The 12,514-nt window shown below is 61.1% G+C and carries 16 protein-coding genes; 8 read left to right on the forward strand and 8 right to left on the reverse strand.

Annotated elements, in window-relative coordinates; genetic code table 11:
* Window positions 1-45 precede the first annotated feature (45 nt).
* The 3 genes from ACQ4V8_RS01580 (at window position 46) to ACQ4V8_RS01590 (ending at window position 1,557) form a co-directional block, all read left to right on the forward strand.
* On the forward strand, window positions 46-444 hold the full coding sequence (locus ACQ4V8_RS01580; protein ID WP_010400445.1) for an MAPEG family protein: 399 nt from the start codon (window positions 46-48) through the stop codon (window positions 442-444).
* 352 nt (window positions 445-796) lie between these two features.
* Window positions 797-1,189, forward strand: a complete 393-nt coding sequence (locus tag ACQ4V8_RS01585; RefSeq protein ID WP_043462510.1) for a KGG domain-containing protein — start codon at window positions 797-799, stop codon at window positions 1,187-1,189.
* A 107-nt stretch (window positions 1,190-1,296) separates the two neighbouring features.
* Window positions 1,297-1,557 carry a hypothetical protein gene (locus tag ACQ4V8_RS01590; protein ID WP_010400440.1) on the forward strand — a complete coding sequence of 87 codons (261 nt, stop codon included), beginning with the start codon at window positions 1,297-1,299 and terminating at the stop codon, window positions 1,555-1,557.
* A 9-nt stretch (window positions 1,558-1,566) separates the two neighbouring features.
* Here ACQ4V8_RS01590 and ACQ4V8_RS01595 read toward each other — a convergent pair whose 3' ends face one another.
* Both ACQ4V8_RS01595 and ACQ4V8_RS01600 read right to left on the reverse strand, forming a co-directional pair.
* Window positions 1,567-2,172 carry a DUF2239 family protein gene (locus tag ACQ4V8_RS01595; RefSeq protein WP_070346457.1) on the reverse strand — a complete coding sequence of 202 codons (606 nt, stop codon included), beginning with the start codon at window positions 2,170-2,172 and terminating at the stop codon, window positions 1,567-1,569.
* Between the two features lie 88 nt (window positions 2,173-2,260).
* Complete coding sequence (locus ACQ4V8_RS01600) at window positions 2,261-2,758, reverse strand: pyridoxamine 5'-phosphate oxidase family protein (protein ID WP_010400436.1); 498 nt, start codon at window positions 2,756-2,758, stop codon at window positions 2,261-2,263.
* Between the two features lie 263 nt (window positions 2,759-3,021).
* Between ACQ4V8_RS01600 and ACQ4V8_RS01605 the strand changes: the two genes are divergently transcribed.
* Genes ACQ4V8_RS01605 through ACQ4V8_RS01625 form a run of 5 tightly spaced genes read left to right on the forward strand, consistent with a single transcriptional unit; the run spans window position 3,022 to window position 7,527 of the window.
* Window positions 3,022-3,675 carry a PepSY-associated TM helix domain-containing protein gene (locus ACQ4V8_RS01605; RefSeq protein WP_010400434.1) on the forward strand — a complete coding sequence of 218 codons (654 nt, stop codon included), beginning with the start codon at window positions 3,022-3,024 and terminating at the stop codon, window positions 3,673-3,675.
* Window positions 3,676-3,729: 54 nt separating this feature from the next.
* Window positions 3,730-4,245 (forward strand): DUF2271 domain-containing protein, encoded by a 516-nt coding sequence (locus ACQ4V8_RS01610; protein WP_436570788.1) that lies wholly within the window; start codon window positions 3,730-3,732, stop codon window positions 4,243-4,245.
* A 12-nt stretch (window positions 4,246-4,257) separates the two neighbouring features.
* Complete coding sequence (locus ACQ4V8_RS01615; protein ID WP_436570789.1) at window positions 4,258-5,082, forward strand: DUF4198 domain-containing protein; 825 nt, start codon at window positions 4,258-4,260, stop codon at window positions 5,080-5,082.
* Window positions 5,083-5,108: 26 nt separating this feature from the next.
* Entirely contained in the window at window positions 5,109-6,149 is a 1,041-nt protein-coding gene (locus ACQ4V8_RS01620) for an FAD:protein FMN transferase (protein WP_010400429.1), read from the forward strand.
* Window positions 6,150-6,162: 13 nt separating this feature from the next.
* Window positions 6,163-7,527 (forward strand): sulfite reductase subunit alpha, encoded by a 1,365-nt coding sequence (locus ACQ4V8_RS01625; RefSeq protein ID WP_010400427.1) that lies wholly within the window; start codon window positions 6,163-6,165, stop codon window positions 7,525-7,527.
* 57 nt (window positions 7,528-7,584) lie between these two features.
* On the opposite strand, the gene ACQ4V8_RS01630 is transcribed toward ACQ4V8_RS01625, so the two are convergent.
* The 6 genes from ACQ4V8_RS01630 to ACQ4V8_RS01655 all read right to left on the reverse strand — a co-directional run bounded on the left by ACQ4V8_RS01630 (window position 7,585) and on the right by ACQ4V8_RS01655 (window position 12,122).
* Window positions 7,585-8,817 (reverse strand): DUF2325 domain-containing protein, encoded by a 1,233-nt coding sequence (locus tag ACQ4V8_RS01630; protein ID WP_436570790.1) that lies wholly within the window; start codon window positions 8,815-8,817, stop codon window positions 7,585-7,587.
* A 30-nt stretch (window positions 8,818-8,847) separates the two neighbouring features.
* Window positions 8,848-9,174, reverse strand: a complete 327-nt coding sequence (locus ACQ4V8_RS01635) for a hypothetical protein (protein ID WP_070346461.1) — start codon at window positions 9,172-9,174, stop codon at window positions 8,848-8,850.
* Window positions 9,175-9,260: 86 nt separating this feature from the next.
* Complete coding sequence (gene hemP, locus ACQ4V8_RS01640) at window positions 9,261-9,458, reverse strand: hemin uptake protein HemP (protein ID WP_010400423.1); 198 nt, start codon at window positions 9,456-9,458, stop codon at window positions 9,261-9,263.
* Window positions 9,459-9,714: 256 nt separating this feature from the next.
* Complete coding sequence (locus ACQ4V8_RS01645) at window positions 9,715-10,521, reverse strand: Crp/Fnr family transcriptional regulator (protein WP_436570867.1); 807 nt, start codon at window positions 10,519-10,521, stop codon at window positions 9,715-9,717.
* Between the two features lie 329 nt (window positions 10,522-10,850).
* Window positions 10,851-11,495, reverse strand: a complete 645-nt coding sequence (locus tag ACQ4V8_RS01650) for a response regulator (protein WP_010400418.1) — start codon at window positions 11,493-11,495, stop codon at window positions 10,851-10,853.
* 159 nt (window positions 11,496-11,654) lie between these two features.
* Window positions 11,655-12,122 (reverse strand): universal stress protein, encoded by a 468-nt coding sequence (locus tag ACQ4V8_RS01655; RefSeq protein WP_010400416.1) that lies wholly within the window; start codon window positions 12,120-12,122, stop codon window positions 11,655-11,657.
* Window positions 12,123-12,514 lie beyond the last annotated feature (392 nt).

Consider the following 12,514-nt stretch of genomic DNA (forward strand, 5'->3'; position numbering starts at 1 on the left):
GCACGCGCCGGTACGGCCTGCCTATCTCACTTTGCAAAGACACATATGACTCCTGAATTGACCATGCTGGGCTTCACTTTGGTACTGGCGCTGGTGCAAATCCTGCTGCCGGCGCTGTTTCGTACGCGCGAAACAGGCACTGCGTACAACATGAGCGCACGCGATGGTGACGGGCCGCCCGTGGGCAAGATCACGGGTCGCTTGCAGCGGGCCAAGGCGAACCTGTTTGAAACCTTGCCCCTGTACGCTATTGCCGTGCTGATCGCCCATGTGACGGCGCAAGAAAGCGTACTGACCCTGTACGGCGCGGCCCTGTACCTGGCCGCCCGCGTGCTCTACCTGCCGCTATACGCCTTGGGCGTTCCCGTCGTGCGCACGCTGGTGTGGTGCGTGTCGATTGTCGGCTTGCTGATGCTGTTCTGGGCCATCCTGTTCGCTTCCTGAGGTCCTATGGCAGATCCTCTGCCAAGTCCTACGCTGCATGACGCCTGTCATGTGGCGCCTGTCCAATGGCGGTGCGGCTGACGCACATGCGCCGCCACCTCTCGTTTTGGCGCTGCCCATTGCCCACTGCCCGCTGCCCGCTGCCCCCTAACTGCTGAGTGTCTGGTACTTTTGGTAAAAAACTGAAAGTAATTATGCCACCGGGGGCGGGACTCATCCTACATACGCTCTTGCCATCGTCCTATTACTTGCGGCCCATGCACGCACTAAGATGAGTGTTCCCTTGCCGTGCGAGGGGGAAGAATTGCATCGTTTGCACTGTTTTCTGATTCCATCGATCAAGGAGATCATCATGGCCACATCAAGCGACAATAAACAGCAAGGTAGTAAAACCAGCAGTGCCCGCAGTACCAGCAGCACCGGCAACACTGGCAACAAGCAAAGCGATACCAGCAAGCGTGGATTCGCTTCCATGGACCCTACCCAGCAGCGCGAAATCGCCAGCGAAGGCGGACGTGCCGCACATGAAAAGGGCACGGCGCATGAATTCACGTCGGAAGAAGCACGCCGCGCGGGTAGCCAGAGCCACAAAAACGATGCCAGCCGGCAAAGTGCCTCCAGCTCCAGCTCCAGCGGTGCGCGTGACAATGCCAACCTGAAGCAGGAGGGCAACCGTGACAGTGGCAGCAAGCAAAGCGGTACAGCCGGTTCGGGAACGGGTTCGCCCGGCTCGCGTAATAAGTAGGCACACGCTTTAGCAAGGCAGGCCTGGCCGGCGGCAATCGCGCATTGCCGCCGGCCAACGCACAGTCAATGTTCGATCAACGCGCACTCACGAGCGGAGGGCAGACAATGAGCAGCTTCACCATGCCGCAGCGCGGCAATAGCCAGGGCGGTACGTCGTTTACGCCGGGCGGCAAGCAAAGCACGGCCGAGTCGGCCGAAAGCTTCGTGCTGGTCGATAGCGAGCAAGGCCTCGATATCGGCGACGATGTGTTTTCCATCGGTGAAGTTCGGCGTGCCGACCGCTTGCCGACTCTGCCCGGCGCCGCCGGGCAGAGTCGGCACAGCGCCGATGATGGGCCTGACACCACGGGCAGCACGGGCGTCTGAGCGACTCGCCTAACGTTCTTCGCTCTCGGACCATCCGCGCTGTGCCAAGTGCAAGACGTGCTCGCGCACGTCGGCGGGCCATTCCTGCACACACGCGAGGAATGCCGGCTGCTTGCCGGCGAACAGGGCGCGGCTGGCTTCCTCGAAGCCGCGCGCATCGCCCGCCAGCGCGCTCATGAATTTATAAGCCGCTTCGCGCGCCTGGCGTTGCTCATCGTGCGCCTTGTTGCCGCGCTGCGCGTGTTCCACCAGTTTGCGCAAGGCTACGGAGGCACCGCCCGGCTGGGTCGCCAGCCATTCCCAGTGACGCGGCAGCAGGGTAATTTCGCGCGCCACCACGCCCAGCTTCGGGCGGCCAGCCGTGCGCGCGGGCGGTGGTGCCGCTGGCTCATCGATGGTCGGCGCCGCTTCGCGTGGCAGCCGCTGCAGCACGTCGGCCAGGCTGCCGTGCAGGTTCAAGTCCATCTGGCTGCCGCTGTCGTCATCGAAGACCAGGATTTGTGCGCTGGGATCGCGCGTCACCAATTGCTTCAGAGTTTGCGCCACCGTATGCAGTGTGCCAGCGGCAACTTTGTGTGGGCCTGCAAAGGCCGTAACGTGGGGGGATGCGTGCATGTCTTGCCCTGTAAGAGTCAGTGTGCAGAAGATTTTACCCGGGTTAAATTAAAAGTCAATAAAGCCCGGGTAAAATGTGGCAGCCCTGCTACAGGTCGACCCGGCCGTGTTCACCCACGTCTTTTGGCGGCTCGCCCGTGATGGCAGCCTTGGCCATTGCATAAAATTGCATCATCTTGCTGGCACTGCTGTCCCAATACTCGGCCGACTCGATGGTCACCTTGATCAGCGACAGCTTCGGATCGTCGAGCCCGCCCGGGAACCAGGCTTGCACCAGCGGGTTCCACAATTGCTCCGCCTTGGCGCGGTCTTTCAGCAGCTGCGCATGGCCACAGATGGACACATACAGGCTGTCGCCCGTGTCGGCAAAGCTCACATTGACTTGCGGATTGTTGCGCAGGTCGCGCGTGTAGGCCGCCTCGTTCGAAACAAAGAACCAGATATTGCCGTCTTGATCCACCTGCTGCTGCGTCAAAGGCCGGCTGGTGAGGTTGCGCATGTCGTCGCTGGTGCACAGCATGCCGAATTTGATGTCCTTGATCTTGGCCGCGATGCTGGCCAGTTGTTCGTTGGAATACGCTTGCATGGCTTGCTCCCTTGATGATGATGTTGAATAACAGCATAGGCCGATACCGCTTGTGGCTCTGTACGGCAGCTTACATAGCGGGCTCGCTTTGTTGCAGCGCTGTTACAAAACGCTGGGTTGGAGGGTGAGCCTATGTATTGACTTAATAAATGATAATCATTATCATTTGTTTGATGTGATGGATATGAACTTTGATTGAAGGATGGGAATGAAGCATATTGACTTGCCGCGCCGCCTGGCGCGCTCCTTGCCGGGGGGGCTCGGTGGGTAAGGCGGGCGCCGCAGACAAGGCGAAGAGCAATGCCAGTCGCGCCGTCTGGCTCAAGCACTTACATCAATGGCACTGGATCAGTTCGGCACTTTGCCTGCTGGGCATGTTTCTGTTCGCCATCACCGGCATCACCCTGAACCACGCCAGCCAGATTGAAGCTAAGCCCTCGATCACGCGGCAAAAGGCGCAACTGCCGGCCACGTTGCTCACCGAACTAGCCGCGTATGCGGCCCAGCATGATGGTGCCAATGCGCCCATGCCCGCCGTCGCCGAAACCTGGTTGCAACAGCAATGGTCGCTGAACGCGGGCGGGCGTGCCGCCGAATGGAGCGTCGAAGAAGTCTACCTGCCATTGTCGAAGGCGGGCGGCGACGCCTGGGTGCGCATCGGCCTGGAAGACGGCGCTGCCGAATACGAATTGACGGACCGGGGCTGGGTGTCTTGGCTCAACGATGTGCACAAGGGCCGCAACACGGGCGTGGCCTGGAACTGGTTCATCGATATTTTTGCCGGCCTGTGCATCGTGTTTTGCCTGACGGGTGTATTGATTTTAAAGTTCCACGCGGTCAACCGGCCATTTACCTGGCCGATGGTAGGCCTCGGTATTTTGATCCCTTGCGCGATCGCCTTGCTGTTTATTCATTAATTTCCAATTAATTATTTATTGATTGTTTTTACTTTTCCTTTTTACAGGCACACCATGAAATTACGCTACTCCCTGGCGCTTGGCCTTCCCCTCATCGGTACTTCGGCGATGGCGGCCGACCTGGCCCTCAAGATTGAAATCCCGCAACTGAACGCGGCGGAGTATCACCGTCCCTACGTGGCGGCATGGCTGGAAACGGCCGATCAAAAGGTCGTCGGCAACCTGGCGGTGCTGTATGACATGAAAAAGAAGGACAAGGCAGGAGAAAAATGGCTGAAGGACATGCGCCAATGGTGGCGCAAGAGCGGTCGCGACCTGAGCATGCCGATTGACGGCGTCAGCGGTGCCACGCGTGCGCCGGGCGAATATACCTTCAATTTCCCTGGTGCCAAGGCTTTGCTCGACAAGCTGCCGGCCGGTGAATACCAGGTGGTGGTGGAAGCGGCGCGCGAAGCGGGTGGGCGCGAAGTGGTACGCGTGCCGTTCCAGTGGCCGCCGAAATCGGCCCAGTCCGTGCCAGTCAAGGGCAAGGAAGAACTCGGCAATATCGTCGTCCAACTCAAACCTTAAGGCGCATCCATCATGTTCAATAAACTGAATAAACCGCTGCTCGCGCTGGCCTTGGCCGGCCTGACCATGAATGCCCACGCCCACCGCGGCTGGATGGTGCCATCGAGCACGATGGTAGAAAGCAAGGACGCCTGGGTGACGGTGGACGCGGCCATCTCCGATGGCTTGTTCGAGATTGACCATCAGCCGCTGCGCCTGGACGCGCTGCAAGTGATCGGCCCCGATGGCGCGAAAGTGACGCCGGCGAACACCGTCACGGGCCGCTTGCGCAGCGTGTTTGATGTGAAGATGGAAAAGCCCGGCACCTACAGGGCGGCCATCGTGTCGCAAAACGTGATGGCCAACTACAAGCAAAATGGCGAGCAGAAGCGTTTCCGCGGCAACGAGGAAACGTTCAAGAAAGACATGCCGGCCGACGCGCAAGAGGTGAAAGTCACGCGCACGGCCAGCCGTCTGGAAACGTTCTTCAGCAATGCCGAAACCAGCATGGAAGTATTCAAGCCGACGGGCGTAGGACTGGAATTCGTGCCTGTCACCCATCCGAACGATTTGCGTGCCGGCGAGAAAGCCACGTGGCGCTTCCTGGTCGACGGCAAGCCGGCGGCCAACCAGGCGTTCAGCCTGGTACCCGGTGGCGTACGCTACCGTGGCGTGCTGGGCGAAATCCGCCAGAGCACCGATGCCAAGGGCGAGATCACGTTCACGCTGCCAGCGGCAGGCATGTATTACTTGAGCAGCACCTGGCCAGCGGTGGCACCGGCCGTGGCCGGGCAGTCGCCAGCCATGCCTGAGCGCCGTTCGACCTACGCGGCCACCTTGGAAGTGCTGCCGCAGTAAGCGGCGGCAGCTTTACGAGAGCATCGATGCGACGGGTCTTGCTGCCTCAGCATATTTCCGATCAGGTCGCGCCGCCCGGCGCCGCGATCCGGGATCTGCGCGGGCTGTCCATGGGCACCAGCTGGTCGGTCCGCCTGCTTGAGTGTGCCATGCCGGGGCGTGCCGGCAGCGTCGACCTGCAACTGGGCTTGCAGCAGCAGTTGGACCTTGTCGTCGCGCAAATGAGCCATTGGAACGAGGCGTCCGACCTGGGACGCTTCAACCTTGCCGAGCCCGGTAGCTGGCACAGCCTGCCCGCTGCTTTTTGCGAGGTGCTGGGCTTTGCCATGCATGTGTCGCAAGCATCCGGCGGCGCGTACGACCCTTGCGCCGGCGCCCTCGTCAACCTATGGGGCTTTGGTCCCCGCAAGCGCTACGATCAGCCCGACTTCATGCTGCCGAAAGGCGACACCGTGGCGCTGCTGCTGTCGCAGCGTCAGCGGCAACGCCTGGAGCTGGACTTGCCGGCCCGCCGTGCGCGCCAGCCCGGTGGCTTGCAACTCGATTTGTCTGCCGTGGCCAAGGGCTATGGCGTGGACCGCCTGGCGCGCTACCTCGATAGCCAGGGCATCGAGCATTATCTGGTCGAGGTGGGGGGAGAGCTGCGCGGCGCCGGTTGCAAGCCCGATGGCCAGCCATGGTGGGTGATGCTGGAACAGGTCGATGGCGCCGCCGATAGTGCCGTTAATGCACAGCATCCGTCGGAAATGTTGCTGGCGCTGCACGGCTTGTCCGTCGCCACTTCGGGCGACTACCGGCGTTTCTTTCAGGATGGCACAGCGCGTTTTTCCCATACGATCGATCCGCGCAGCGGCATGCCGATCGCCAATCAACTCGCTTCCGTCACCGTTGTGCACGCCGAATGCATGGCGGCCGATGCCTGGTCGACGGCCTTGACGGTGCTCGGCCCCGAGGCCGGCATGGCGCTGGCCGAAGAGCAGGGCCTGGCCGCGCGTTTCTTGCAGCGCGATGGTCTTGCCTACCACGAAACGCTGAGTAGCCAGATGCTGGCCATGCTCGACGAATGAACGATTACTTGCCATGATTTTTACACACGATACGGCACGGCTGACCTTGCTGGCCGCCCTGTCCCTCAGTTATGCGGGCGTGTGCCTGGCGCCCTGGCTGCGCGCGCGCACCAAGCGGCGTGCCGTTGTTGCCGCCCAGGCGGCGCTGGCGAACAGCTCTGCCTGGCTGGTGGTGTATGCCAGCCAGACGGGCAATGCCGAGGAGTTGGCCACGCAAACTGCGCGCAGCCTGCAACTGGCGGGCATTTGCGTGCGCCTGTGCGCGCTGGCCGAACTCACGGCCGCTGATCTGCAACAAGCGGAGCGGGCCCTGTTTGTGGTCAGTACCTATGGCGAGGGCGACGCGCCCGACAATGCGGCCGCCTTCATGGGCAGGTTGATGACGGGTGAGCTTGCGCTACCGCAATTACACTATTGCCTGCTGGCCCTGGGCGACCGCAGCTATGGCCAGTTTTGTGGCTTCGGCCGCGCGCTCGATGCCTGGCTGGCGGCGCAGGGCGCTTCGCGCCTGTTCGAGCGCATCGAGGTTGACCGCAGCGCCAGCGCTAGCATTGAACAGTGGTTCCAGCATCTGAGCCACCTGGCCGGTACCAGCGATGCACCCGACTGGAGCGCGCCGGCCTTTGGCGACTGGCGTCTGACGCAGCGGCGCCAGCTCAATCCGGGTAGCGCGGGCGGTGCCATTTATCACGTGGAACTGGTGCCAGTGGCGGGCAGTCTGCCGCACTGGCAGTCGGGCGACCTGGTGCAGGTGGCCGCGCCGGCCGATGCAAGCCAGCCGCGCGAGTATTCGATAGCCTCCATCCCGCGCGACGGCGGCGTGCACTTGCTGGTGCGCCAGCATGCCCATCCCGATGGCAGCCTGGGTCTGGCCTCGGGCTGGCTGACGGCGCAGGCGGCTGTCGGCGACGTGGTTCAGCTGCGCTTGCGCCAGCATCGACGTTTCCGTCTGGAAGACAATGCCCAGCGGCCATTAATCTTGATTGGTAACGGTAGCGGTATCGCCGGCTTGCGCGGCCACCTGAAAAGCCGTGTGCTGGCAGGGCAACGGCGCAATTGGCTGATCTTTGGCGAGCGCAACGCGGCCCACGATTTCCATTACCGCGAAGAAATTGAAGGCTGGCATGCCAGTGGCGACTTGCCGCGCCTGGACCTGGCTTTTTCGCGCGACCAGGCGCAGCGCACCTACGTGCAAGATCGCCTGCGTGGCAATGCCGACGAAGTCAGGCTGTGGCTGCAACAGGGCGCGGCCATCTACATTTGTGGCAGCCTGGCCGGCATGGCGGGCGGCGTCGACGAGGCTTTGCAAGAGATGCTGGGCCGGCCCGCGCTCGACGCGCTGGCGGCCGCTGGGCGCTATCGACGCGACGTGTATTGATTGCTGCCCCGCCGAGTTGACACAAGCGGGCGCTATCGTCGCGCCGCCCGCCGTATTTTAGTGCTCTGCGTCCAGCGCGGCCGGTTGTATTTCCCCGCTCATTTCCTGCAAGCCGCGCGCCAGGCTGGAGATGCTTGGGTTGTCGATGAAGACACAGCGCTTGCCCGTGCGCTTGCAATAATCTTTCACGCGCCAGTAGGCGCTGTGGCTGATGCAGCCGGTCTGGCAAATCACCAGGTCGGCCGCCGCCAGGCTTGAATCGAGCAAGTTGGCATTGTCTTCCAGGCCGCCATCGTGGTGGGCAAACTGTGCGCCCACCCGCTCGATCAGGGCGCGGTAAGTGGCCACATTGCCGCTGCGACCGCCCACGCACAAGACGCTTTGATCAAGCAGGCGGATCGGCATTTTCAGCTTGCCGCCGGTCGGCACTTCCAGCTTCGGTGCCGGTGCCGGCGGCGACATGGCGGTGCCTGGACGTGCTTGGACTTGCTTCAATTCCGCGATTTGCTGGCGCAAGTCTTTTTCACGCTCATCCATTTGGGCCAGGCGCTCGACCAGGCGTGTGCGCGATTCCAGCGCCGGGACGGCAGCCTGCAATTGTGCCAGCTCACAGCGCAAGGCGTCGAGCACGCTATCCTTGCCGATCGATTCGGCCCGCGTGCGCAGCAGCACGGCTTCCTGGCGTTCCAGTTCGCCCGTTTTTTCCATCAGCATGGCCTGGCTGCGCTGTTGCAGCTTGGCCAGTTCGTGCGCCAGGCGTGCATTTTCTTCCTGCAATGCGGTAAATTTTCCCATGTCGGCGCGCACGCAGGCACCGGCCTGGTGCTGGATCATGTGCAAGTCGCGGCACATTTGCTCTTCCAGTTCGGCGTCGCAGCGCGGATGCGTCAGGCCGGCCCAGAAAGCGCCCGACACGTCGCCGTTGGCGACGGCCGTGCGCCACAGTTGCGCTACCTGCCCGGTGCTCTTGGCGCTGCGAAAGCGCAGGATCACAGGCGCGTAGCGGCGTTCGAGTTCCTTTTGCAGAGCTTCGGACAGGCGGTTGCGCGCGCCACATTCCGTCACGGCCCCCACGTGCACTTCGTAGTCGTCGGCCAGTACGCGCCCGCCCGTCATCTTGCCCACCAGCTTGCGCAAGTAGCCTAGCGGCAAGCCCACGCCGACCAGCGGGCAATGGCAGGTGTGTGACAGTTCCCACAGCCGGCGGCGGCGCGAAGCGAGCGCCGCCGTTTCGGCCTCGCCGTTGGAACAATTGCTGATGACGGGCAGGGACTTTTCGTGCTCACACATGGCGATATCCTATTGGGCGGTGGAGGGGGATTATTGCGGCAGGGACGAGGCCGGGCCTTTGGCGCTCAGCAAGCGTGCCAGGCGCTCAAGCATGGTGTCCTTCGGCGGCGCAGGTCGCTGTTGCACCACCAAGGTGGCCCATTGTTGCGACAACTGCTGGCAGGTCGCTTGCAGCACAGGACTCAGGCTGGGCGAACAGGACAACACTTGCAGATGGCGTTCGATGACAGCGGCCAGTTGCTCGCAGGGATTGCCTGCATGGTAGTGCGACATCAGGTGCAGCACGGCCGAGAGCAGCAATTCAGGCTGTTGGCCCTGCGGGGATGGAAATATCGGGGAAGGTCGCTCGTTCGCCATGAAACACTCCTGTGCGGGTGGTATGGCTGGCTGCGCGCACGCGACGCGACTGGCTGGCGAGTATGGTGACTGGCTGTCGTGCTGTTTCAGGCAGTCAGGATCAGCTTATTTAATTGGGTGACGCGCAGGCGATAGATTTTGCCGCTGTGCTCAATTTCCACTTCGCGGCCTTGTTGCAGCAGCGCTTCGCTGGTGATGCGGCGCGCCGGTTGCGCCATACTGACGGGAGGACGGGCGTGGGCGGTAGCTGCATCCTGGATCAAGGCTGGTTTTGAGCGTTGCATATTGGGCTTTCTTTGTCTCAGTTGAGAATGATTCGTATTTGCATTATTCTCGAATGTGGCCCGAAAAGCAAGGCTTATTTGTGCGCAATCCGCGCTTTTTTACGCCCGCATGACAGCGTGGATGAGGAAGGCGGCTGGACAAAGGCGGCCGCAGGCGCGGCATGCGAGGAGAGCGGCAGCAAAAAAGACTTGGCCAAGGCGGTGCGCGCCTTGTCCAAGTCAAGCCTGTGCCAAGCTTGAAGGAGTGGGGACTTACTTAGATGGTGGCCAGCAATTGCGCCGAGGCGGTAGCGGCAGCCGTGTTGTCGGCCTTCAGCTTGGCCGCTGCCAACTGTTTCGCGCGCGAGCGTGAGGGCGGCAGGCGGCGCAGGGTTTTCAGCGCCTCCGGGTACTTCAAGCCGATGGTGCGCTGATCGACCGAGATCAGGCCGATTTCATTGAAGGCCGACAGGGTGCGGCTGACCGTTTCCAGGGTCAGGCCCAGGTAGCTGCCGATTTCATGGCGCGTCATGCGCAGGTTGAATAGTTTGCTTGAATAGCCCATTTGCGCAAAACGCTCGGCCAGCGAGACGAGGAAGCGCGCCACGCGGGCCTCCGCGCTGAGGGCGCCCAGCATGCCGATCATGGCTTGCTCGCGCACCAGTTCGCGGCTCATCACGCCATACATGACGTTTTCCAGTTCCAGGTGGACTCTGCCTAGCGCCGTCAGTTTCTTGAACGGCAGCAGTATCAGGTCGCAGTCGGACAAGGCCACCGCTTCGGACGAATAATGGCGCGAGTGGATGCCATCGACGCCGAGCATGTCCCCCTTCATGGGAAAGCTGAGTACCTGCTCATTGCCGAATTCGTCGATGAGCACGGTTTTCAGGAAGCCCGAATTGACGATGTAGAGGGTATCGAAGGCCTGGCCTATGGTGTGCACGCGCTGGCCCGTCTTGAATTGCACGTGCTGGAACAGCAGCTCATCGGCGGCGACGGTGCAGGCGCTGGAGATATGCAGCAGGTCGCATACTTCCTTCAGGTTCGACCATAGCCGCCCCTGGCGCTGGCGCCCCGCTTCCATCGGCGAGGAGGGGGACAGCGATGGAGAGGCAGCGCGGGTTTCAGGCGTTTGCGTGGACGGCATGTTCATCTCCTGGTGACAGGTAGTTCAGAGTTGAATGACAGGGTGCACAGGGCGGCGGGCAGGCAAGGGCGACGCGCATCCAGGCTGGTAAATCTCAATTCGCGGAAGACTTGCTGGGTGATGAAATAACTTTCCAGCAACTTGGCGACTGGTTTCAGTATGCCAACAAGCGTCCCGAATTCATATCAGCAGAGGCTGAATATGGCAGTAGGAGCTATGGTAGTTGATGTAGGATTGTTCCTACGCGATGGTGCGCCTGGACATGCTCAGCTCTTGAAGGGCGACAGCAGGCGGTGCGCCACCGCATACTGGACCATTTCTGACAGCGAACTCATGCTCATCTTTTGCATGATGCGCGTCTTGTGGGTGCTCACCGTCTTCACGCTCAGATGCAGGTTATTGGCGATTTCGGTGATCGACTTACCCGCCACGAGCAGGGAAAAGACTTCGAATTCGCGGTCTGAGAGCTGTTTGTGCAGCAAGCTTTCGTTCGGCATCATGATGTTGAGCACGAGCTGCTCGGCTACCTCGGCGCTGATGTAGGGACGTCCCGACGCCACCTTGTGTATCGCGCCCACCAACTGGGTGCCCGCGCTTTCTTTGGTCAGATAGCCTTGTGCGCCAGCGCGGATGGCGCGCACCGCATACTGCTCTTCCTCGTGCATGGTGAGGATCAGGATGGCCAGCTTGGGTGCCTCGCTGCGGATTTGCCGGATCAGGTCGACGCCGCTGCGGCCGGGCATCGACAGGTCGAGTAGCAGCAGGTCGAAGCCGCCCTGGCGCACGTGATTGAGTACGTCAAAGCCGTCGATGGCTTCACCCACGATGTCGATGTCGGGTGCGCCATCAAGAATGCGCTTCAATCCTTCCCGCATGATGGTATGGTCATCAGCAATCACGATACGTATCATAGGCGGGCAATCTGGAGGCAAGTAGTGTGCTTCGGCCGTTTTGTGGCGGCCGGTCGAATGTTGAGAAACGAGAAACATTGTTATTTTAACCGAATGGCCGCAAGTTTGTCTTCTTACCCGCTAGGCCGGCTGCGCCCCCCTCTGTGGCGATGCGAACTGCTATTGCGGTGGCGGTTCCTTGATCAGCCTATGCACCAGCACCGGCAATGTCGAGTGCGACAGCACCTTGTTGGTCACGCTGCCGAGCAGCAATTGCCCCCAGCCGCTGCGGCCATGCGAACCCATGAAGATCAGGTCGCAGTGCTGCGATTGCGCCGCTTCGACGATTTTCATGGCCGGGCTGTCGGAAAAAGCGGTCAGGCCCGTCGCTTCCAGGCCCCGCTTGGCAGCGGCGTCGAGGATGGGCTGCCAGTGCTCTGTGCCGGCCTTGCGCATGGCGATCCGATATTCTTCTTCGCTGGGATAGCTCGGTGGAATGATCTCGATGTACACCGGATACTGGTATTCGGGCGCCACGTACAGGGCAACGATGTCGGCGTTCATCTGTTCGGCAAAGGCAACGCCGGCGCAAGCGGTCAAGTTGGAGACGGTGGAGCCGTCCGTGGCGATCAGAATTTTCTTATACATGGCAGGTCCTTTGGCAGTGACTCAGCGCGCGTAACGCCCCTCATTGTAGACGCGGCGGCAGTATGGTATTCATATAGGGACTTGATAATTATCAATACTGTTGCACCTTTAGTATAGACAACATTGGTAGAGGGATTGTGTTTTAATTGCAACTATAGTCGTGGAGTACTGTTGTGCAAGCACCCTTGAGTAAGATTTCTTGTCTGGCGCGTGGTCTTGTGCGCACGCCAATGGTAGTATTTCAAAATACAACAGCAGGAACACTTATTTCCTGGGAGAAAAGCTCTTGTGGGCCGGCTTTGCACCAGGAAGCGCGTTTTGAGATTTACCAACAGGGTGGCGCCCTGCTACACTCGCACCATCGCAGCGGTATTGCCTCAAATCATCTTAAT

Source organism: Janthinobacterium paucivorans (assembly GCF_051380805.1).
GTDB classification, from domain to species: domain Bacteria; phylum Pseudomonadota; class Gammaproteobacteria; order Burkholderiales; family Burkholderiaceae_D; genus Janthinobacterium; species Janthinobacterium lividum_D.